This is a genomic window from Tamlana crocina (assembly GCA_040429635.1).
In the GTDB taxonomy this organism is placed as follows: Bacteria; Bacteroidota; Bacteroidia; order Flavobacteriales; family Flavobacteriaceae; genus Flavisericum; species Flavisericum crocinum.
In genome coordinates this window covers 581,196-604,004 of sequence record CP158972.1, presented here as the reverse complement: position 1 = coordinate 604,004, position 22,809 = coordinate 581,196, and the positions used below count along the sequence as shown (strand labels likewise).

Here is a 22,809-nt window from a genome sequence, read left to right as displayed (position 1 = left end):
TTATCTTATAGAGTGACTAATTCAAATAAATAATCGTTTAGTTTTTGTAGCGTATTTATTTTGTCTTTCGAATCGATTAACAATGAAATATTGTTTTTGCTTCCTCCGTAAGAAATCATTCTAATTTTTACATCCTGCAAAATTTGGAACAATTTATAAGTATCCTGATGATTCACCACCGAGTGCCCAACCAAACACACAATACTTTGGTTTTTATCGACTTCGATGGTAGCAATTTTATCTAGCTCAACAAGAATTTTATCTAAATTTCTATCGTCATCAATGGTTAATGAAACTGCCACCTCCGAAGTGGTAATCATATCAATTGATGTTTTGTGTGCCTCAAAAATCTCAAACACTTTTTTCAAGAAACCGTGAGCCTGCAACATGCGCGCCGACTTAATCTTAATGGCTGTGATACCATCTTTTGCAGCAATGGCCTTAATTCCGTTTTCAGAAGTTGTACTTGAAATCAATGTTCCATGAGCTTCAGGATCCATAGTGTTTTTCAAACGCACCGGGATATGGTCTGCTCTAACCGGAGTCACCGTTTGCGGATGCAAAATCTTAGCCCCGAAATAAGCTAACTCGGCAGCCTCATCAAACGACAAATTTGAAATAGGATGGGTGTTTTCCACATAACGCGGATCGTTGTTGTGCATACCGTCGATATCGGTCCAGATCTGAACTTCTTCCGCTTTTATGGCCGCACCAATAATAGTAGCGGTATAATCACTTCCTCCTCTTTGAAGGTTGGAAATACTATCGCTGTCATCCAAACAGATAAATCCTTGGGTAATATAAATTTGGGCCTCTTCGGCATTATTAAACACCACGCTCAATTTCTCTTTTATATAATCTAAGTTTGGTTCCTTAAACTCGTCGATACGCATAAAATTCAATGCTGGCAATAAAGTTGAGCTTACGCCTTCCTGCTTTAAAAAACTGTTGAACATATAAGTTGAAAGCAACTCACCTTGGGCAACTATTTGGTTTTCTAAATCTTCTGAATAAGCCTCACCAGTGCATTCGTTTAAAAAAGCAAACACTTTAGCCACATACCCCTTAACATCCTCGTTCAAATCGGCTTGCGACAATAAACTATCAATAGTTGCTGCATAGGCATTTTTAAGATCATTTATTCTTGTAACAGCCTCATCAAGGTTTCCATTTTTTATTTCCTCTGAAATAGCCACCAGTTGATTGGTAGTGCCCGACATAGCAGAAAGCACCACAATCTTTTTATCACCATCGTTGATGATATTTTTTACGTTGGTCATGTTTTGAACCGAGCCAACCGATGTACCTCCAAATTTTAATACTTTCATGTGTTTATTTCTATTATTTTTCAGCGCCATGCTTCGACTGCGCTCAGCACAGGCATGTAACATCTATAAAATCATTCTTTTTGAAAACGACTCCTTCATCATAGATGTTTCATTTTCATCATTTTGAGGAGCAAAATTATAATTCATTTATATACCAACACTATTTTTTAAAAAAATTGTTTATTTTTACACATAATGTTAAATATTTAACAGTAATTTCATTATGAAGACGGTATCGAATTGTGTTGAAGACATTTTAATTGCACAACCCTATTTGGAGGAAGCACTTTCCAGAAATATTATCAATTTTAGCGCACTCGCTATTGAGCTCACAGAACCCATTAGCAAAATGCTAAAAAAGGATGTAAAACCGGGTGCGATTATGATGGCACTGAGACGCTACAATCCGCCCGTTGCTCTTTCCAATTCGGTTAAAATGAAACGTGTTATCCAAAATTTGGGCGATATTACGGTACGCTCGAACCTGACCGATTTTACGGTTAAGAATTCAGACACCATAATTGATAATCACGCCAAAATCTTGGAACGCATCAACCAAGAATCGAAACTCTTTTACACCTTTACCCGCGGAATCCACGAAAGCAACATCATTGTTTCCAGCAGCTTAAACGATTTTGTAAAAGACTCCTTAAAAAACGAACGCTTTTTAGCGGTGCAGGACGGGCTGTCGGCCATTAGCATCAACTTGCCACAAGACAATTCAAAAATTGCCGGACTCTACTATCACTTCTTTAAACGTTTGGCTTGGGAAGGCGTAGTGCTTTACGAAGTACTTTCTACCACCAACGAGTTTACCATTTTAGTTGAAGACGAATTTGTCGACAAAGCATTTACAGCCATTAAAAAAGTGAAAGCTTAGTTTTTTTTAAAGACATGACATTATCTTTGTCGAAGATAATGTCAATATGATTTTAGAACACAAAGGCACCAACATTTTTTACACCGACCAAGGAAAAGGAAAGGCTCTGGTTTTATTGCATGGCTTTTTAGAGAACGCCAACATGTGGGAACCGTTCATTCCAGAACTTTCGAAAAAAAATCGGGTGATCTGCATTGACCTTTTGGGCCATGGCAAAACGGGCTGTTTAGGCTATGTGCATACTATGGAATTGATGGCTGAAACCGTAGAAGCCGTCCTTAAAAAACTAAAAATACGCAAATCTACTTTTATCGGGCATTCTATGGGCGGTTATGTTGCACTCGCTTTCGCAGAAAAAAATCCAGATGCTTTACGAGGACTTTGTTTGATGAATTCAACCGCACGCGCCGATTCCGAAGAAAAACAACAAAACAGAGACCGAGCCATTTTAGCGGTTAAACAAAACCATAAAACCTTTATCCGGATGGCCATTGCCAATTTATTCCGTCCTAAAAACAGAAAACTATTTGCCGACACCATAAAGCAAATTACCAAAGAAGCCCAACAAACACCCTTGCAAGGCATTGTCGCCGCCCTTGAAGGCATGAAAATACGCGACGACCGCGAAGCACTCCTGCATTTTACCCCGTTTAAAAAGATGCTGGTTTTAGGAAAAAAAGACCCCGTTTTAGATTACAATTCACTGATTGCCCAAACCCAAAATACAGAAGTTAAGGTAGTGGAATTTCCTGATGGACACATGAGTCATATCGAGAACAAACACGAATTCCTACAAAAAATAATGCGTTTCATCGAAAATATATAACTTTTTGTCGATGTATTAAATTTTTATTTATAGATTTAGGCTCCCTAAAAACCTAAATCATGGAAAAACCTACCAACAAAACCCTGCTCATCCCAAGCATGTACTGCAATGTTTTTGGGCACAACTACCAAATCACAAAAAAAGTAACCTACCACGTAAAAGAGTACACTTGCAGCCGTTGTAAGAAGCAATTAACCACCAACAGTAATGGAAATTTAATCGAGCTAACCCCTAAATTTAAAGAGATTAACGCCATTTTGGAACGCATTCACCATTCCAGAACTGAACGTTTAAAGAAGAAAACACTCGTTTCGTCGATCTATTAAAACTAACAATCCACTTTTCAGCACTTTTTAATAATTTACATGCTCTCTCTAAAATTTAATTAATAGCGTAAAATGAGAAGCATCCACTGCAAAGTGTTCGGACATGATTTGAAACCCACAAAACAAGTTACCTATCATGTTACCGAATACCAATGTAAACATTGTAAAAAAGAGTTTACCACAAATAGTAACGGTCGTTTAACCGAACTAACTCCAAAATTCAAGGAAATCAACGAGGTTTTAGAACGCGTTCACAATAGGCGGCTTTTAAGAGCCGTGAATAAACAAACCACTTTCAATCAAGACCACTTATTGGTTTTTAGGCATTAAAATTTTTCCAACCTTGGGCTTTTATCGGAATTCTAGTATCTGCACGGGTAACTAGATGTATTCCTTCTTTCGCACCCTTCATGTGCCCAATAACCGTTAAATGCGGATTGGCTTTTATTTTCGGATAATCATCCTGTGAAATAGTAAACAACAATTCGTAATCTTCTCCGCCATTCAGCGCCACCGTTGTGCTATCAATATTAAACTCCTCGCAAGTTGAAATCACTTGGGGATCTAACGGTATTTTTTCTTCATACAAATCGCAACCCACTTCACTGTTTTTGCATAAATGTATAATTTCAGAAGACAAACCATCGCTCACATCAATCATCGATGTTGGCTTTACTTTTAAATCCTCCAACAACTTTACAACATCTTTTCTGGCCTCAGGCTTTAATTGCCTTTCAATAATATAAGTATAAAGCGATAAATCGGGTTGGTTTTGCGGATTCACCTTAAACACCTCTTTTTCGCGCTCTAAAACCTGAAGCCCCATGTAAGCACCGCCTACATCACCCGAAACCACTAACAAATCGTTAGGCCTAGCTCCGCTTCGATAAACTTCGTTACCCGTTTCAACTTCGCCAATAGCGGTAACCGAAATTAATAATCCGGTAGTGGAAGACGTAGTGTCTCCGCCAACAACATCAATATTATAAATAGACGCCGCGGTTTCAATGCCGGCATACAACTCTTCCACTGCTTCCAACGGAAAACGGTTCGATACCGCTATAGAAACCGTTACCTGCGTAGCCTTCGCATTCATGGCATAAACATCAGAAAGGTTCGCAACCACCGCCTTGTAGCCCAAATGCTTCAAAGGCACGTAACTTAAATCGAAATGCACACCTTCAACCAACATATCGGTGGTTACCACAACGTTTTTGTTTTTAAAATTTAAAACGGCCGCATCGTCGCCAATCCCTTTTATGGTCGATTTATGCTGAATTTTAAAATTCTTGGTCAGGTGGTCAATAAGTCCAAATTCACCCAATTCACTTAACGGTGTGCGCTGCTGGTTTTTATCTTCTATCATGCTGCAAAAATAAGAAGCTAATTTTGTTTTTGCTATTTATTAAAATAAAATCGTCGCCCACCTCTGTTCCCCGTCATTTCTTTGCATTGAATTCCCAAAACAATAAAAATCAAATGGGTTTATTAAACCTTAAAATTATCGGGTTTCCTTGGCATATTTACAAACAATTCCGCCTTTAACAATCAATAACTAAAAACTATAAAAGCATATACTAATATAATGTTAGGTTCTATGGTAATCCATGACTTATATTGTATATTTGCACTCTATTTAGAGTTAATCTATTTAATTATGATAAAAGTTTCTGAAACAGCTAAAAAGAAAGTGATAGAGCTAATGGCTGATGACGGCTACAATGCCGCTACCGATTACATTCGCGTGGGCGTGAAAAGCGGAGGTTGTTCTGGATTATCATACGATTTGAAATTTGATAAAGAACAACAAGAAGGCGATAAAGTTTTTGAAGACAACGGCGTAAAGATTATTGTTGACAAAAAAAGCTTTCTTTACTTGATTGGAACGACTTTGGAATATTCCGGCGGATTGAACGGAACAGGTTTTGTATTTAACAACCCCAATGCCAACCGCACCTGTGGTTGTGGTGAATCATTCTCGCTATAGAGGCCCATCCTAACCTTCCCCAAGGGAAGGCACTTAAAAAGAAAAACATGAGTAAATATACTGAAGACGATTTAAGAGAAGAATTAAAAACCAAGGAATACGAGTATGGGTTTTATACCGATATTGAGTCGGATACCTTTCCCAATGGTTTAAATGAAGATATTGTTCGGGCTATTTCCCAAAAAAAGGAAGAACCTGAATGGATGACCGAATGGCGCTTGGAGGCTTTTCGTGTTTGGCAAAGCATGGAAGAACCCGAGTGGGCGAACGTTAAGTACGAAAAACCAGATTTCCAGGCCATTTCTTACTATTCAGCGCCTAACAAAAAACCAAAATACAACAGTATTGACGAGGTAGACCCAGAACTTTTGGAAACCTTCAACAAACTGGGAATTTCATTGGATGAACAGAAAAAATTGGCTGGTGTGGCTATGGACGTTGTAGTGGATTCCGTTTCGGTAGCTACCACTTTCAAGAAGACATTGGCCGAAAAAGGCATTATTTTTATGAGTATTTCTGAGGCTATCCAAGAGCACCCAGAGCTGGTAAAAAAATATATTGGCACGGTAGTACCGAAAACCGACAATTTTTATGCGGCTTTAAACTCGGCTGTTTTCAGTGATGGTTCCTTCTGTTACATTCCAAAAGGTGTAAAATGCCCCATGGAATTATCAACATACTTCAGAATCAACCAAGCCGGAACGGGTCAGTTTGAGCGTACCCTCGTAATTGCCGACGAGGGCAGTTATGTAAGCTATTTGGAAGGCTGTACCGCACCAAGCCGCGACGAAAACCAATTGCACGCGGCTGTGGTTGAGCTTATCGCTTTGGAAGATGCCGAAATAAAATACAGCACCGTACAAAACTGGTTCCCTGGAAATGCCGAAGGAAAAGGTGGTGTTTTCAACTTTGTAACCAAACGTGGATTGTGCGAGAAAAACTCAAAAATCTCTTGGACACAAGTGGAAACCGGTTCAGCCGTAACTTGGAAATACCCAAGTTGTGTATTGAAAGGTGATAATTCGGTGGGTGAGTTTTATTCCATTGCCGTGACCAACAATTACCAACAAGCCGATACGGGTACCAAAATGATCCATTTAGGCAAAAACACTAAATCGACCATTATTTCAAAAGGTATTTCGGCGGGTAAATCGCAAAACAGTTACCGCGGATTGGTTCAAATCAATTCTAGAGCCGAAAACGCCCGTAACTTTTCACAATGCGATAGTTTATTGATGGGCAACGAATGTGGGGCGCACACCTTCCCATACATCGAAGCTAAAAATAAATCAGCCAAAATCGAGCACGAAGCCACCACCAGTAAAATTGGTGAAGACCAAATTTTTTACTGTAACCAACGTGGTATCGATACCGAAAAAGCCATCGCTTTGATTGTAAACGGTTTTAGTAAAGAGGTATTGAACAAGTTGCCTATGGAATTTGCCGTAGAAGCACAAAAATTATTGGAAATCAGTTTAGAAGGTAGTGTTGGGTAAAATGTCACACTGAGCGCAGTCGAAGTGTTTTAACAAAGTAAATTCACATGAAAAACATATTTTCAATAGCACTGATTCTAAGCGTTTTTTTAAGCTGTAAAAACGATAACAAATCAGAGCAAAAAGAAGAAACCAATACGATTAGCACCGAAAAGCAAAGCGACGGACTAACTTTATTAAAAGGCGAATTTGTGTATTACGACGGCGCAGCCGTTTTACAAACACATGCCAATATTTACGGTGTTTTTATTACCGACAAGCTAAAAGAGTTAAGCCAACGCGCCGAACAATATAAAAACGAACCAACCGATATGGTTGAAGTAGAAATAAGAGGAAAAATTACAAACCAAAAAGACGATAAAATCCTTTGGGAAAACAAGGTTGAAATTGCCGAAATACTCAACGTAAACCCGCTTCCTAAAGACAAAAACAACGTTGTAAAATTAGGACAAGAGTAGTTATGTTAAAAATTAATAATTTACACGCAAGTGTTGAGGAGAAGAGCATCCTAAAAGGGATTAACCTAGAAGTAAAGGCTGGAGAAGTACACGCCATAATGGGACCAAACGGTTCGGGCAAAAGTACTTTGGCTTCGGTAATTGCCGGGAAGGAAGAATATGAAGTATCAGAGGGCAACATCGAGTTTTTAGGTGAAGAAATTGATGAGCTTGCTGCCGAAGAACGTGCACATAAAGGTATATTTTTATCATTTCAGTATCCTGTTGAAATCCCAGGCGTATCGGTAACCAACTTTATGAAAACGGCCATTAACGAAACCCGTAAGGCTAAAGGTTTGGAAGAAATGCCTGCTAAAGACATGCTTAAACTCATCCGTGAAAAATCAGAGCTTTTGGAGATTGACCGCAAATTCTTATCGCGTTCATTAAACGAAGGCTTTTCCGGAGGAGAGAAAAAACGTAACGAAATTTTCCAAATGGCTATGCTAGAGCCTAAATTGGCTATTCTTGACGAAACCGATTCAGGTTTAGATATCGATGCCCTTCGTATTGTAGCCAACGGGGTTAACAAACTAAAAAGCAAAGACAACGCCGTAGTAGTGATTACCCACTACCAACGTTTATTGGATTATATCGTACCCGATTTTGTACACGTTTTGCACAACGGAAAAATCGTAAAATCCGGACCAAAAGAATTGGCTCACGAGCTAGAAGAAAAAGGTTACGATTGGATAAAACAAGAATTGGTTTAGCCAATTCTTGGGTTTAAAGTTTTTTGTTTCAGGTTTATGGCAACCATAAAACGATTTGAAGATTTAGAAATTTGGCAAGAAGCCAGAAGACTATTCAATCAAATTAAAGTTATTGCCAATGAAACAGGCTTAAAAACCGATTTCAGATTAAAAGACCAAATAAAAGCTTCGGCAGGTTCTGTAATGGACAATATCGCTGAAGGTTTTGAAAGAGATGGAAACTTAGAGTTCAGGCAATTTTTGTCGATTGCCAAAGGCTCAGCTGGAGAAGCCAGATCTCAATTGTATAGAGTTTTCGATTCTGAATATATTTCAGAAGAAAAGTTAAATATATTAGTTGATGAGTATGAAAAGTTAAGCAAAAGAATTTCTGCTTTCATTTCATACTTAAATAATAAAGATTTTAAAGGAAACAAGTTTAAATAAGTGCTAAAGGCGGTATCTGAAACCTGAAACCCCTAACAAGAAACTTGAAACCTGAAACAGTAAAACAATGGAATTAAAAGACAAATTAGTATCATCATTTATGGCCTTTGAAAACGAGGTGGATGTAGACGCCTACGTTCATGGCCTTAGAAGTGATGCCATAAAAATATTTGAAGAAAAAGGCTTTCCTACCAAAAAGGACGAAGCTTGGAAATACACCTCTTTAAATAAAATATTAAAGGAAGATTACAGCGTATTCCCAAAACGCGAAAAAGCTTTGGAATACAGCGAGGTTAGAAAATATTTTATCCACGATATCGACAGTTATAAAATTGTGTTTATCGATGGCAAATATTCATCACACTTATCGCAAACCACGCATGAGGGTATCGATGTTTGCTTGATGTCTTCGGCGCTTTCAAAACCAAAATACCGTTTGGTGATTGAAAATTATTTCAATAAAGCCGCCACAAAAGACAGCTTAACTTCATTGAATACAGCCTTCTCACAAGAAGGAGCGTACATCCATATTCCGAAGAACAAACTGGTTGAAAAACCCATTCAAATCATCCATTTTTCAACAGGAAACGAAGCCGCTACCATGTTGCAGCCTCGCAACTTAGTTGTTGTGGACGAGAATTCACACGTTCAAATTATCGAGCGCCACCAAAGTTTAACCGATAATGCCGTGTTGACCAATAGCGTTACCGAAATTTTCGCGAACAAACGCGCTATTGTTGATTATTACAAAATCCAAAACGATAACGACAATGCTTCGTTGATAGACAATACTTATATCAACCAAAAACTACAAAGTCACGTTTCGGTACACACATTCAGTTTCGGTGGAAAATTAACGCGTAACAACCTTAATTTCTTCCAAAACGGCGAGCATATCGACTCTACCTTAAAAGGTGTGACCATTATTGGCAACAAACAGCATGTGGACCACAATACTTTGGTGCACCACATCGAGCCTAATTGCGAGAGCCACCAAGATTACAAAGGTATTTTTGATGAAAATGCCACGGGTGTGTTCAACGGTAAAGTGATTGTTGAAAAAGAGGCCCAAAAAACCAATGCGTTCCAGGCCAACAACAATATATTGATCAGCGACAAAGCAACCATTAACACCAAACCACAGTTGGAAATTTTTGCCGACGACGTAAAATGTTCGCATGGTTGTACCATTGGTCAGTTAGACGAAAGCGCCTTATTCTACATGCGTTCGCGCGGTATTCCCGAAAAAGAGGCCAAAGGACTTTTAATGTTCGCTTTCAGCAACGATGTATTAAGCTCGGTTAAAATTCCTGAAATCAAACAACGCATCACCAAAATTATCGCCAACAAATTGGGCGTAAATATTGGTTTCGATCTTTAAATTTTTTTGAAGCTAATCCCGCTATCTGCTATATCTTTTTTGCTTTAATGGCAAAAAAGGATACCACTACTATCGGGGCTAACCCATCAGCCATGTTCAACGTACAAGACATCCGAAAAGACTTCCCCATACTTTCACGCAAAGTAAACGGGAAGCCTTTGGTTTATTTTGATAATGCTGCCACATCGCAAACCCCTAAACAGGTTATCGATGCCATTGCAGATTATTACTCAAACTACAACGCCAACATTCATCGTGGCGTACACACGTTGAGCCAAGAAGCCACTGATCTTTACGAACAGTCGCGCGAAAAAATAAGAGCCCATTTCAATGCCCAGTTTACCCACGAAATTATTTTTACTTCGGGGACTACACACGGCATTAATTTAGTCGCCAACGGATTTTCCGCTTTGCTGAAAAAAGGCGACGAGATTATCGTTTCGGCCTTAGAGCATCACAGTAATATCGTGCCGTGGCAAATGCTTTGCGAGCGCACGGGTGCTGTTTTGAAAGTCATCTCCATGAACGAGGAAGGCGAATTGTTGATGGATGAGTTCGACAACCTGCTTTCAGCAAACACCAAACTCGTTTTCGTCAACCACATTTCGAACGCACTAGGGACTATAAACCCTATTGAATACATTATTGAAAAAGCCCATGCCGTTGGAGCAGCCGTTTTAATTGATGGTGCACAATCATGTCCGCATATCAAACCCGACGTACAAAAACTCGATGTTGATTTTTATGTGGCCTCGGCCCATAAAATGTGTGGCCCAACTGGAGTAGGTATGCTTTACGGCAAAGAGGAATGGCTTAAAAAACTACCACCCTACCAAGGTGGTGGTGAAATGATTGCAGAAGTGACTTTCGAAAAAACCACATATGCCGAACTGCCCCATAAATTCGAAGCAGGAACCCCCAACATTTGTGGCGGTATCGTTTTTGGAACGGCCATCGATTATATGAACCAAATTGGTTTCGATGCCATTGCCAATTACGAAAATGAGTTGCTCCATTACGCTACCGACACACTTTTGGAAATAGATGGCCTCAAAATTTACGGTACATCCCCACAAAAAACCTCGGTAATTTCATTTAATTTGGAGGGCATCCACCCTTACGATGTGGGCTCGATTTTAGATAAAATGGGTATTGCCGTACGAACCGGTCACCACTGCGCACAACCTATTATGGATTTTTATAAAATTCCGGGAACCGTGCGTGCTTCATTCGCCTTTTACAATTCCAAAGAAGAAATTGATGCTTTGGTAGAAGGCGTAAAGAAAGCGAAAATGATGTTGTCTTAACTAGACACAAACCACCTGTGTTATTTCGATGAAATAAGAAAAGAACTTAACCTGCACTGAGCCTTTTCGACTTGAGCTTGTATCGAGCGCAGTCGAGATGCTCAAGATAAACTGGAGTTGAAATGAGAAATCCGCATAATGCTCAAATTCTACTTCTTAAAAAAACTAGAAATGTTATCAATTTGCAAAAACATTGAATAGCAACTTTTGTTATTGTATTTTTGTGCAAAACTTATCATTGTGACTATAGAAGAGATTCAAAATGAAATAATTGACGAATTTTCCATGTTCGAAGACTGGGAAGAGCGTTACCAATATATGATCGATTTAGGGAAAGAATTACCCCTTATCGACGACCAATATAAAACCGACAATAATATCATTAAAGGTTGCCAAAGTAAAGTTTGGGTACACGCCGAAATGAAGGATGATAAAGTAGAATTTACCGCCGATAGTGATGCCATCATCACCAAAGGCATTATCGCTATTTTAATTCGGGTGTTCTCTAACCAAAAGCCCAAAGATATTATTGATGCCGATACCAGTTTTATCGACAAAATCGGTTTAAAAGAGCATTTATCACCAACGCGTGCCAACGGACTGGTAAGCATGGTGAAGCAGTTAAAAATGTATGCCATTGCATACCAAACACAATTAAAATAGCGTTGAGGCGTTTAACTGTTGCAAGCAAGTAAACGATTAAACCAATAAACGCATAAACATTCTAAGGATGAGCCAAACAAGCATAGACACCGCCGAATTGGGAGAAAAAATAGTAAACGTTTTAAAAACCATTTATGATCCCGAAATTCCTGTTGATATTTACGAACTCGGATTGATTTACGACGTATTTGTTAACGAAGATTACGATGTAAAAATCTTAATGACGCTGACTACGCCCAACTGTCCCGTGGCCGAAACATTGCCTTTGGAGGTTGAGGAAAAAGTGAAGTCGCTCGATGCCGTAAACAATGCCGAGGTGGAAATTACTTTCGATCCGCCATGGACACAAGAATTGATGAGCGAAGAAGCCAAACTGGAATTGGGCATGTTGTAATAAAAAAGAATTCATCATTTAAGCGCGGTCACTGAGCGGAGTCGAAATGACCGTTCAAATTCAAAAACAAACTAAACAACACTATGTCTAAAGAAGTAGTAAAAAGCAGCGAAGGTTTTGAAGCCTTAAACCCCAATTTAAACCGCAAGGTGGTTCACTTAAATGATTTAATGGTTACGGTAATCGATTTTAACAACGGGCCTATGGCGCAACCCGACCCACCGCACAACCACCCGCACGAGCAGATTACTTATGTGGCCAGCGGTTCGTTAAAATTGTTTGTGGAAGACCGCGAATACCTTTTAAACGAAGGCGATGTGTTTAAAATTGAATCGAACCTAAATCATTCGGTGCAAACCTTAACGGAAAACGTTCGGTTAATTGACAGCTTCAACCCCATTCGTGAAGATTTTCTATAATTGAACGTCTATTTTAGGCATCAACAAAAAACGTAGTATCAAAATTTAACTTTTTGTCATTTCGAGCGGAGTCGAGAAATCTTTATGATGTTTTGCCGAATGACGAAAACATACATTTTATCCCAAATACCACATGGCAGACGAAATCATCAACCGCGTAGCGAACAGTAAACTGGTTACCGTAAACCTAGAGGATTACTATCCCAAAGGGCAACGTGTGCTTTTCGATATCAAAGATTGGCTCTTTGAAGGCTTCGTGCTCCGTGAAAAAGACTTTAGAAATCAAGTGAACGAACACGATTGGTCGCAATACCAAGACAGTTATGTGGCGCTCACCTGCACTTCCGATGCTATTATTCCGGGCTGGGCGTACATGCTCATCAGCATTCAGCTGGAGCCCTATGCCAAAAAAGTGGTTATTGGCAATTTGGAGCAATTGGAAACGTCCATTTACCAAGATATCATCCAAAATTTAGACGTTTCAGAATTCGAGGGCAAACCGCTCATCATTAAAGGCTGCTCCAAAAAGCCCGTTCCAGAAAACGCTTATATCATGCTGGCCACTAAATTAAAGTCAGTAGCCAAATCGATTATGTATGGCGAGGCCTGTTCTTCGGTGCCACTATATAAAAAGAAATAAAAAAGTCATTTCGAGAAATCGATATGTGACTTCTCCCTAAAAATGGGGTCTAAACCCCAACAGCCATTAATTTACTTAAACCTTAAACACTAATTTGAAAATGAAAAGAATCTTATTATTTGTATGTTTTATTGGAATGGTTTCGGCCAACGCCCAAACTAAAGAGGAACTGCAAGCCCAAAAGGCGGAAAAGCAAGCCGAGGCGAATGCTGCTCAAAAAGAAGCTAACGCCATTCAGGCAAAAATTGACGCCCTTCCCGGTTGGAGAACTGGTGCTTTTGGAACCATTGGCGGTAGCCTTTCAAACTTTAACAACTGGTACGCACAAGGTACGCCAAACAACGCTTCGGGAAATATTGGCTTTACCTTAAATGCTTTCGCTAATTTAATTGAAGATAAATTTTTCTGGAGAAACTCCTTAACCACGAACCTGAATTGGGTAAAGTTGGATGATAAAGACGACCCGAATGATGACGACAGCTTCAACCCCACTACCGATGTATTCAACCTAAGCTCTCTTTACGGTAGAAACATCACCAAAACTTTAGCGGCTTCTGGTTTAATGGAATACCGCACTACCTTATTGGATAACTTCAACGACCCAGGCTATTTAGATCTTGGTATCGGTGCCACTTGGACGCCCATTACCAACCTTATCGTTGTGATCCACCCCTTAAACTACAACATTGTTTTTGCCGATAACGATGCCGTTTTCGATTCGTCGTTGGGTGCTAAAATCGTGGCCGATTATACCCGCCAATTTGGTGCCGTTAACTTTAAAACCAATTTCTCGACCTTTCAAAGCTATAAGTCGGGCGACCTATCGAACTTTACATGGACCAACTCGTTTAGCTATACCCTTTGGAAAATGATTGGTGTTGGTTTCGATTTTGGATTGCGCAGCAACAAGCAGGAAGCCTTAAACTATGCTTTGGCGCAAGACCCACCAACAGCCACTGGTTTTGATGATGTCGATAACAAATTACAAACCTATTACACCGTAGGTGTTTCGTATAAATTCTAAAAATAGTTTTAGAACACAGACTAACTCTTAAAAAACGCCTCCTGCTTGCAGGGGGCGTTTTTTGTTTTGGAGATTGTTTAAATTTTTGTTTTTGTAAAGATTTACGACTATTTTCGTATAATCGTATTCAATTCCTTTAAAGACACATAAAGTATAAAACAACTATACTGGATTGATTTCATTACAAATGAAAGCTCAAAAGAAGTTGTACCTTTGGTAACACTTTATTTTATATAAAAATGAGTTACAATTTTATAGATTTATTCTCAGGGGCTGGCGGCCTATCCGAAGGCTTTATCAAAGCTGGCTTTAAACCAATAGCTCACGTTGAAATAGACAAAAAGGCTTGTGACACTTTAGAAACCAGATTAATCTACCACAAGTTAAACTCTGAAAAAAAATTAGATAGTTATTACGATTACATTTCGGAGAGTATTTCAAGGAATGATTTTTTAGAAAAATTTGGCACCCCGGAAATATCCAACTCAGTAATAAATATTCCCATTGGCGGCGATAACAACAAAATTATTTTCGACAAAATAGATAAGCTGGCTAAAGGAAAAGAAATTGACCTCATTGTTGGTGGCCCGCCTTGCCAAGCATACTCTTTAGTTGGACGGTCAAGAGATAAAAACCGAATGAAAAACGACCCTAGAAATTTTTTATATAAAGAATATGCAAAATTTCTAAAAAAGTACGAACCAAAAGTCTTCGTTTTTGAAAATGTCATGGGTTTAATCACCGCTGAAAAAGGAAGTTATTTTAAAAATATGCAAGCTTATTTTAAGCGTATTGGGTATGAACTAGACTATACAATTCAGAAATCTGAACATTTCGGCGTATTACAGAAAAGAAGGCGAATCATATTAATTGGCTGGAAAAAAGGTTTAAACTTTGAGTACCCTAAATTTAACAAAGTCCAAGAAAAATTTAACTTAAGCCAAATTCTTTCTGATTTAAAAAAACTCAAACCCGGAGAACAAAACAATGTCACAAAATATATCGGACCAACTACAAGTTACCTTGAAAAATTTGAGTTAAGAAACGGTGTTGACTTTGTAACTCAGCATATTGCGAGACCGCACAATGAAAGAGATTTAAGCATCTATAAAATAGCAATAAACAAATGGCTAAAAAAATCGGAAAGATTAAAATACCCAGATTTGCCAAGCACATTAAAAACTCATAAAAATGAGAAGTCTTTTGTTGATAGGTTCAAGGTAGTTGATATAAATGGACTTTCTCATACAATGGTGGCACATATAGCAAAAGATGGCCATCACTACATTTACCCCGACACTAAACAAGTTAGATCTATTTCCGTTCGCGAAGCAGCCAGAATTCAATCATTCCCAGATGATTTTTTCTTCGAAGGTGGCAGAACAGCCGCTTTTCGACAAATAGGAAATGCCGTTCCTCCTTTAATGGCTTTTACAATAGCTATTTCAATCAAAGAACAACTATGTTAAAAGAAAACAAAATAAAAGATGGCCTATATCAAATACGCCCAGCGGGAAGGCACATAATTACAATTGGTAGAGACTTAATCAAGGACAAATATGCTGCAATAGTCGAATTAGTTAAGAATGCCTACGATGCTGATTCTCCAAATTGCAAAGTTTCTTTGCTTCCATTTAAAAAAACTATCATCGAAAAAGGCAAAGAAGTAGAACAAGAAGGCATTAAAGTTATAATTAAAGATGAAGGTCATGGTATGACCTTTGAAACAGTTACTGAAAAATGGATGGTTCCCTCTACCGATGATAAATTAAATAGAGGTATAAGTCCCAAAGGTAGAATAATGCAAGGAAAAAAGGGTATCGGAAGATATTCTGCGTCAATGATTGGTGATGATATGGTATTACAAACCATTGATGAGAGTGGTGACTTAACAACTTTATATCTTATCTGGGAGCATTTTGAAAATGCTAAATATTTAAGTGATGTTGATGTTCTTATTGAGAATTACAAAACAAATGAATCAAGTGGAACAGAAATAATTATTGTTGGAGATGAAAACCATTTAGAAGAATGGTCTGCAAAACAAATCCAAAACTTAAAATTTGAATTAAAAAAATTAATTCCACCAATAGAAAAAGATGAAGAAGAGGAAACATCTACTGAAGACAACAACAAGTTTGAAATTCAACTTGAAATAGGTGATTTCCCCTTTAGTGAAGGGTACGCTAATTATACTGAGATAATAGAACCATATCCTTTATTTGAACTTTTCGATTATAGAATATCTGGCACGGTAAATAGTGAAGGAATAGCCGAATTAAAGTTTGAAAACAATCGAATTAAAAATGCCCCTAAAGAAATTTTACCCTCATTCGAAATACCATTGAACATTGAATCAGATGACGATATTACTAAAGGTAAATATTGTGGTAATGTAAAATTTGATTTTCGAGTTTTTGATAGAGACCCAAATTCGATAGATGGTTTAATCGAAAGAGGTTTAAAAGACCCTACTACAGGAAAATATGTCGGCAGAAGAGAGGCTAGAATTATACTAGACAAATTTAATGGTATAGGAGTATATAGAAATGGATTTAGAATTCGTCCATTAGGAGATGCCGGTTTCGATTGGCTGTTACTTGACAAGCAAAGAGTTCAAAACCCATCCTTAAAAGTCGGGAGTGACCAAGTTATTGGTTTTATCCATATTGAATCAGAGAATAAATCTGGATTGATTGAGAAAAGTGCCAGAGATGGCTTGAAAGAGAACTCACAATATGCTGGATTAATTCAAATCGCTAAAAGTGTTTTAAAAGAATTAGAAAATAGGAGGTTTGCTTATCGTCAAAGTGTTGGACTAGGTCGAAACAACAGAGATATTAACGAGAAAATAAAAGGTCTTTATAATTTTCAAGATTTACACGAAAAAATTAACAAGGAACTTGATACACTTGGTGTTGAAAAGACCAAACGAGACGGTATAAACAAATTAATTTCTGACAAAGAAAAGAAAAACAACAAAATTGCAGATGAACTGAAACAAGTTATTGCTCTATATCAAGGTCAGGCAACGGTTGGTAAGATTGTTAATGTTGTATTGCACGAGGGAAGAAAACCTTTAGGTTATTTTAAAAATCAAATTCCATTGATTAAAGAATGGAGTGAGGAATTAGAAAACGAATTTAGCCAAGATTTACTAGATAAAATTTTAAACAGACTTTCAGTCATTGATGAGCAAGGTAAAATCTTTATTGATTTGTTTGGGAAGTTAGACCCATTATCCGCTAAGAAAAGAAGTAGAAAGAAAGATTTTAATATTAGACAAGTTGTAGAAAATGTAAAAGATGTGTTTTTGTCGGAGTTAACTTCTCAAAGTGTCGACTTTGAAATAGATTGCGATATAAACTTAACAGCATTAGGTTGGAAAGAAGATTTTTATATCGTTTTTACTAATCTAGTTGATAATAGTCTTTACTGGTTTCAGAACATTACAGATAGAGAAAAAAGAATATCCTTTAAAATTTACGAAGAAGAGGACGACGACCTACTGATTATTGAATACCGAGATAATGGACCAGGTATAGATAAACATCTAATTGAAAGTGAAGTGATTTTTGAGCCAGAATTCAGTAATAAAACGGGTGGAGGAACAGGCTTAGGATTAGCAATTGCTGGTGAAGCGATAGATAGAAATGATGGTGAACTAAAAGCAATTTATTCCGAGACAGGCGCATTTTTTAAAGTTGAAGTAACGCTACAATAAAAATAATATGAATTTACTAATAGTTGAAGACGACAAAGCAACAATTCAGTCCTATCTTGACAATATTGATTCTTTTAACAAAAAGTCTGAAATACAAATTGATCCTGAAGTAAAGGAAAACTTGGCAGATGCTAAAAAGTCGCTCATTAGTCCAAATTATGATGCTGCAATAATAGATTTAAAATTATCTTCAACTTCAGGTGATTTAGAAGGTCTAGAAATCGTTGAAGACATTCAAAATAAATTAAGGTTTCCAATATTTATTGTTTCAGGAAGTTTGGGTCAAGTTGAACAAGAAGAAAATGCCTTTCTAAAAAAACGCTCTAGAGATGGCAGCTTCAAGAATATTTTAACTGAAATAATAGACATTCACAAAACCGGTGTAACAAAAATTTTAGGTAAAAAGGGCACCATTGAAGAATATTTAAATTCTATTTTTTGGAATCATATGTCTAACTCGATGGATTTATGGGTAAATGACACTACAAGAACAGCTTTGGAAAAAGAAAAATCACTTCTTCGTTACACTTTGCTACATATGCAAGAATATATAGATGAAGAATTAGAAAAATATCACCCTAGTGAATTTTACATAACAAAACCAATAAAGAAAAATCTTTTTACTGGAGACATTGTTACTTTAGAAAAAAATAGATTTTTAATCCTTACACCATCTTGTGATATTGTACTTCGAAAAGATGGAAACAGAAACGCGGATTTTATTTTATTTTGTAAAATTAAACCACTCCAAGATATAGTCGAAAACTACAATCTTTTGAATCACGATACATCACCAAATAATTCTAATAGAAAACGACTAATTGGTTTTTTTGAAAATAAAAAACAGAAGTATCATTTTATCCCAAAAGCAGAAGGAATTGAACCAGGTCTCATAGATTTTCAAGAAAAGTTAACCATAGCAAGCAATGAAGTGAATGAATTATTAAAAGCAAACAAAATAGAGAGGATTGCAACAATTTCTCAACCATTTTTAAAAGATATAATTTCTAGGTATTCAAATTATTATTCTAGACAAGGCTCCCCTGATTTTGATTCGAATGAAATATATAATTCAATTTTCATTCAAGTCAAATAACTTTTAATTTTAGGAACAAAGAACATCTAAACCATCAATCTACTCAAACCTCCGCTTCTTTTTCTTTCCGCCAAACAAACGTTTAAAAAAGCCATCGCGTTTTTCGGGTTCGCAGTTTAGGTCTTCCAAAACGGCTTCCGAAGGTTTTTTAAATTGAGCATTGGTAATGGCATTAAACTGGCTGTCGGCATTCAGTTTTTGGTAAAACTTCGCAAAAATGGGCAATGCCGAGTTGGCGCCCTGCCCTAGCCCAGTGGTTTTAAAGCCAATACTGTGGTTATCGTTGCCCACCCAAGTTACGGTGACCAATTGGGGCGTAATGCCCACAAACCAACCATCTTTATTGTTTTGTGTAGTGCCTGTTTTCCCCGCGATGTCGTTACTTAATCCGTAGGTGCTTCGCAAGCGTGCGGCTGTACCACTGTTTACGGTTTCCTTCATGATTTCCAGCATCACCTCGCGGGTGTAGTCGCTAAACGCTTCGTTGGTGTTCACTTTGGGTTTGAATTCGGCAATCACCTTGCCGTGCCGATCTTCAATTTTACTGATACTGTACGGCCTTACCACCTTCGAGTCATTAACATAACTGGCATAAGCTCCCGTTAGGTTTTTAAGATTGATTTCGGCCACACCCAAGGCCAACGAGGGCTCGTTCGGCAATTCTTTTTCAATGCCCAGTTTTTTTACCTGCTGATGTACTTTGTCAATCCCCACTTTATCCAAAACCTTTACGGCAATGGTGTTGACCGATTGGCTCAGGGCTTTTTCTAAAGTGTAGTTGATATGCGGGTCTTCATCTTCACCGCCCGAATTACTGGGCGTCCAATCGTCGTAATTGGTATAAGTCACCTCGGCCAACGAAAAGTAGGTACAGGGTTTCATACCGTCCTCAATGGCAGCCGTATAAACAAAAGGCTTAAAGGTAGAGCCCACCTGCCTTTCGCTTTGCGACACGTGGTCGTACTTAAAAAAGCGGTAATCGATGCCACCAATATAGGTTCGAATGGCTCCCGTGCTGGGCTCGATGCCCAACATGCCCGTGTTTAAGAATTTGAGGTAATGCCGCAAACTGTCTTTTAGCGTGATGCTTTTTACGGTATCGCCCGCCCAACTGAACAATTCCACCGGGCGTTTTTTAGCCAATGAATCCTGTATGGTTTCTTCGGAATGCCCCTGCACTTTCAGTTTTTTGTAAATGGGTAAATTTTGCATCGCCGCGTTGATGAGGCGTTCGTTGGTGTTCCATGGAGCACCTTTTCCGTGGGAAGTTTCAAAATCGGCTTGCAATTTCGCCATGTGTTCTTTCATGGCTTCCTCGGCCAAAACCTGCATATCGTAATCCAGCGTGGTGTGCACTACCAGTCCGTCTTTGTACAAATCGTATGCCTCGCCGTTGGGCTTTTTTATGGAATCCAGAACACCGGCCAGTTCCTTTTTTACCTGCTCACGAAAATAAGGTGCCACGCCCAAATCGTGATTGAACGAACGATAGTTTAAAGCCAATGTATCGGCTTGATACACATTCAAGGAATCTTCTGAAATATAATCATATTTATACATTTGATGCAGCACCACATTGCGGCGCTCTTGGCTGCGCTGCACATTCAACCGCGGATTGAAATAATGGTTCGCCTTGAGCGTGCCCACCAAGGTTGCGGCCTCGGGAATGCTTAATTCTGAAGTACTTTTATTGAAGAATTTTTGCGAGGCACTTTCTACCCCATAAGTGTTATCGGAAAACGGTACCGTATTGAAATACAGTGTTAAAATATCATTTTTGGAGTAAATATCTTCAATCCGCTTGGCGATAATGGCCTCCTTAAATTTGTTAATGACCAAGCTTAAAAACGCATAATCTTTGCGCCCAAATAAATTCTTAGCCAATTGAAGTGTGATGGTACTGCCGCCTCCCGAAGATTTGTCCTGCAACAAAATACTTTTGAAGAACACCCGTAGTAAACTCACGTTATCTATGCCATCGTGCTCATAAAACCGAACATCTTCGGTTGCAATTAAGGCTTCAATAAGGTGTTTCGGAAAGTCGTGGAATTCCAACGGCTGCCGGTCGTAAATAAAGTATTTGCCAATCAGTTTGCCGTTTTTATCCAGTACTTCGGTGGCTTCTTCCTGTTTGATGGAACTCAGTTCTTCTTTAGTCGGGATACTCCCGAAAACACCCAAATAAATACTGAAATACAACACGATGAAAAAACCAACAACCGTAACAGCCAAAATGAGCGACCATTTAATCCATTTGTTTTTAAGTAGGTTTAAAATCCTGTTCATAAATAATAAACTCAATTAGTGTCAGGTTGAGTCTTTCGGCTTCGCTCAAGATAAACTAAAATCGAAACCTATAAAAACAACATTATTTAATAACCTTTCGACTCAGCTTAAGGTGACATTGGCACTACTTCATTGAATAACCAAAAAGGACATAATTACAAAACTTCTTTCCAAGCCTAACTTTCCTCCTCGTAATCGGGATACAAAAAGTGGTTGTACGGAAAACGCGTCACGTGGATTTCCCTAACCTCATCGTACACCCGTTTTTTGAAATCTTCCAAGTTCTGTTTATTTAACGCCGAAATAAACAAAGCATTGTTTCCTACCTTGTTCATCCAGGTTTTTTTCCACTCGGCAAGCGTGTAGTGTTTTTCATTGCGTTCGGTTTCCAAATCATCTTCATCGATAGGTTCGGGTTCATAGGCATCAATTTTATTGAACACCATAATAGTGGGCTTATCGCTACTATCTATTTCACCCAAAATTTTGTTTACCGAATCGATATGTTCCTCAAAATTAGCATGCGAAATATCTACCACGTGCAATAGCAAATCAGCCTCGCGCACCTCATCCAAGGTACTTTTAAAACTCTCAACCAATTGTGTGGGCAGCTTTCTAATAAACCCTACCGTGTCGCTCAACAAAAAGGGCAGGTTTTGAATCACCACTTTGCGCACGGTAGTATCGAGCGTTGCGAACAGTTTGTTTTCAGCAAACACCTCGCTTTTGCTAATCACGTTCATCAAGGTCGATTTTCCTACGTTGGTGTAACCCACCAAAGCCACACGCACCATTTTTCCGCGGTTGCCACGTTGCACGGCCATTTGCTTATCGATGGTTTCAATACGCTTTTTCAACAAGGCTATTTTGTCGCGCACAATACGTCTATCGGTTTCTATTTCGGTTTCACCGGGACCGCGCATTCCAATACCCCCTTTTTGACGTTCCAAGTGCGTCCACATACCACGCAGTCGGGGCAGCAAATATTCGCACTGCGCCAGTTCCACTTGGGTACGGGCATAACTCGTTTGGGCGCGCTGGGCGAAAATATCGAGAATCAAATTCGTTCTATCCAATACTTTTACATTCAGAATTTTACTGATGTTACGCTCTTGTGCCGCCGAAAGTTCATCATCAAAAATAGCGGTATCGATATCGTTGTCCTTTATAAACTGACGAACCTCTTCCATTTTTCCCGTCCCAATGAAAGTTTTCGGGTTGGGCATGTCCATTTTTTGCGTAAACCGCTTAATGGCATCGCCACCGGCCGTATAGGTTAAAAACTCCAGCTCGTCCAGATATTCCTTTAATTTTTCTTCGTCTTGATCTTTAGTAACAATTCCTATTAAAACTGCCTTTTCTAAACCCATAAATCTCTTTTCTGTAATGTACGCAA

23 protein-coding genes are annotated in these 22,809 nt (G+C 38.4%); 19 read left to right on the top strand and 4 right to left on the bottom strand.

What is annotated here, in order from left to right:
- Positions 1 to 5: 5 nt before the first annotated feature.
- A complete protein-coding gene (locus tag ABI125_02665) occupies positions 6 to 1,328 on the bottom strand; it encodes an aspartate kinase (GenBank protein XCF06771.1) in 1,323 nt (440 codons plus the stop codon).
- 223 nt (positions 1,329 to 1,551) lie between these two features.
- Here ABI125_02665 and ABI125_02660 point away from each other — a divergent pair, with 223 nt between their 5' ends.
- From ABI125_02660 to ABI125_02645, 4 genes are all read left to right on the top strand, one after another.
- Positions 1,552 to 2,208: a hypothetical protein gene (locus tag ABI125_02660; protein XCF06770.1), complete on the top strand. Its 657-nt coding sequence runs from the start codon at positions 1,552 to 1,554 to the stop codon at positions 2,206 to 2,208.
- 46 nt (positions 2,209 to 2,254) lie between these two features.
- On the top strand, positions 2,255 to 3,034 hold the full coding sequence (locus ABI125_02655) for an alpha/beta hydrolase (GenBank protein ID XCF06769.1): 780 nt from the start codon (positions 2,255 to 2,257) through the stop codon (positions 3,032 to 3,034).
- Between the two features lie 59 nt (positions 3,035 to 3,093).
- Positions 3,094 to 3,360, top strand: a complete 267-nt coding sequence (locus tag ABI125_02650; protein ID XCF06768.1) for a hypothetical protein — start codon at positions 3,094 to 3,096, stop codon at positions 3,358 to 3,360.
- 72 nt (positions 3,361 to 3,432) lie between these two features.
- The gene (locus ABI125_02645) at positions 3,433 to 3,690 is read left to right on the top strand and encodes a hypothetical protein (GenBank protein ID XCF06767.1); all 258 of its coding nucleotides are present in this window, start codon (positions 3,433 to 3,435) and stop codon (positions 3,688 to 3,690) included.
- Here ABI125_02645 and thiL read toward each other — a convergent pair.
- On the bottom strand, positions 3,680 to 4,726 hold the full coding sequence (gene thiL, locus ABI125_02640) for a thiamine-phosphate kinase (GenBank protein ID XCF06766.1): 1,047 nt from the start codon (positions 4,724 to 4,726) through the stop codon (positions 3,680 to 3,682). The two genes, ABI125_02645 and thiL, sit on opposite strands and share 11 nt — an antisense overlap.
- Positions 4,727 to 5,017: 291 nt before the next feature.
- On the opposite strand from thiL, the gene ABI125_02635 reads away from it, so the two are divergent.
- The 15 genes from ABI125_02635 to ABI125_02565 all read left to right on the top strand — a co-directional run bounded on the left by ABI125_02635 (position 5,018) and on the right by ABI125_02565 (position 19,127).
- Entirely contained in the window at positions 5,018 to 5,347 is a 330-nt protein-coding gene (locus ABI125_02635) for an iron-sulfur cluster assembly accessory protein (protein XCF06765.1), read from the top strand.
- Between the two features lie 47 nt (positions 5,348 to 5,394).
- Entirely contained in the window at positions 5,395 to 6,843 is a 1,449-nt protein-coding gene (gene sufB / locus ABI125_02630) for a Fe-S cluster assembly protein SufB (protein ID XCF06764.1), read from the top strand.
- 47 nt (positions 6,844 to 6,890) lie between these two features.
- A complete protein-coding gene (locus ABI125_02625; protein XCF06763.1) occupies positions 6,891 to 7,301 on the top strand; it encodes a hypothetical protein in 411 nt (136 codons plus the stop codon).
- 2 nt (positions 7,302 to 7,303) lie between these two features.
- Positions 7,304 to 8,053, top strand: coding sequence for a Fe-S cluster assembly ATPase SufC (gene sufC, locus ABI125_02620; GenBank protein XCF06762.1), 750 nt, complete (start codon positions 7,304 to 7,306; stop codon positions 8,051 to 8,053).
- Between the two features lie 36 nt (positions 8,054 to 8,089).
- Complete coding sequence (locus ABI125_02615; protein ID XCF06761.1) at positions 8,090 to 8,479, top strand: four helix bundle protein; 390 nt, start codon at positions 8,090 to 8,092, stop codon at positions 8,477 to 8,479.
- 67 nt (positions 8,480 to 8,546) lie between these two features.
- Complete coding sequence (gene sufD / locus ABI125_02610) at positions 8,547 to 9,860, top strand: Fe-S cluster assembly protein SufD (protein XCF06760.1); 1,314 nt, start codon at positions 8,547 to 8,549, stop codon at positions 9,858 to 9,860.
- Between the two features lie 92 nt (positions 9,861 to 9,952).
- Complete coding sequence (locus ABI125_02605) at positions 9,953 to 11,167, top strand: cysteine desulfurase (GenBank protein ID XCF07866.1); 1,215 nt, start codon at positions 9,953 to 9,955, stop codon at positions 11,165 to 11,167.
- 240 nt (positions 11,168 to 11,407) lie between these two features.
- Complete coding sequence (locus tag ABI125_02600; GenBank protein ID XCF06759.1) at positions 11,408 to 11,830, top strand: SufE family protein; 423 nt, start codon at positions 11,408 to 11,410, stop codon at positions 11,828 to 11,830.
- Positions 11,831 to 11,897: 67 nt separating this feature from the next.
- Complete coding sequence (locus ABI125_02595) at positions 11,898 to 12,224, top strand: SUF system Fe-S cluster assembly protein (protein ID XCF06758.1); 327 nt, start codon at positions 11,898 to 11,900, stop codon at positions 12,222 to 12,224.
- An 83-nt stretch (positions 12,225 to 12,307) separates the two neighbouring features.
- Positions 12,308 to 12,643, top strand: a complete 336-nt coding sequence (locus ABI125_02590) for a cupin domain-containing protein (GenBank protein ID XCF06757.1) — start codon at positions 12,308 to 12,310, stop codon at positions 12,641 to 12,643.
- Between the two features lie 133 nt (positions 12,644 to 12,776).
- The gene (locus tag ABI125_02585; GenBank protein ID XCF06756.1) at positions 12,777 to 13,283 is read left to right on the top strand and encodes a DUF2480 family protein; all 507 of its coding nucleotides are present in this window, start codon (positions 12,777 to 12,779) and stop codon (positions 13,281 to 13,283) included.
- Between the two features lie 100 nt (positions 13,284 to 13,383).
- On the top strand, positions 13,384 to 14,307 hold the full coding sequence (locus ABI125_02580) for a DUF3078 domain-containing protein (protein XCF06755.1): 924 nt from the start codon (positions 13,384 to 13,386) through the stop codon (positions 14,305 to 14,307).
- Positions 14,308 to 14,546: 239 nt separating this feature from the next.
- Positions 14,547 to 15,776, top strand: a complete 1,230-nt coding sequence (gene dcm, locus ABI125_02575; protein XCF06754.1) for a DNA (cytosine-5-)-methyltransferase — start codon at positions 14,547 to 14,549, stop codon at positions 15,774 to 15,776.
- Positions 15,770 to 18,031 (top strand): ATP-binding protein, encoded by a 2,262-nt coding sequence (locus ABI125_02570; protein ID XCF06753.1) that lies wholly within the window; start codon positions 15,770 to 15,772, stop codon positions 18,029 to 18,031. Before dcm ends, ABI125_02570 begins: the two co-directional genes overlap by 7 nt.
- Before the next feature lie 7 nt (positions 18,032 to 18,038).
- On the top strand, positions 18,039 to 19,127 hold the full coding sequence (locus tag ABI125_02565; GenBank protein ID XCF06752.1) for a hypothetical protein: 1,089 nt from the start codon (positions 18,039 to 18,041) through the stop codon (positions 19,125 to 19,127).
- 39 nt (positions 19,128 to 19,166) lie between these two features.
- On the opposite strand, the gene ABI125_02560 is transcribed toward ABI125_02565, so the two are convergent.
- Both ABI125_02560 and hflX read right to left on the bottom strand, forming a co-directional pair.
- Entirely contained in the window at positions 19,167 to 21,428 is a 2,262-nt protein-coding gene (locus ABI125_02560; protein ID XCF06751.1) for a transglycosylase domain-containing protein, read from the bottom strand.
- 161 nt (positions 21,429 to 21,589) lie between these two features.
- Positions 21,590 to 22,783, bottom strand: a complete 1,194-nt coding sequence (gene hflX, locus ABI125_02555; GenBank protein ID XCF06750.1) for a GTPase HflX — start codon at positions 22,781 to 22,783, stop codon at positions 21,590 to 21,592.
- Between the last annotated feature and the right edge of the window lie 26 nt (positions 22,784 to 22,809).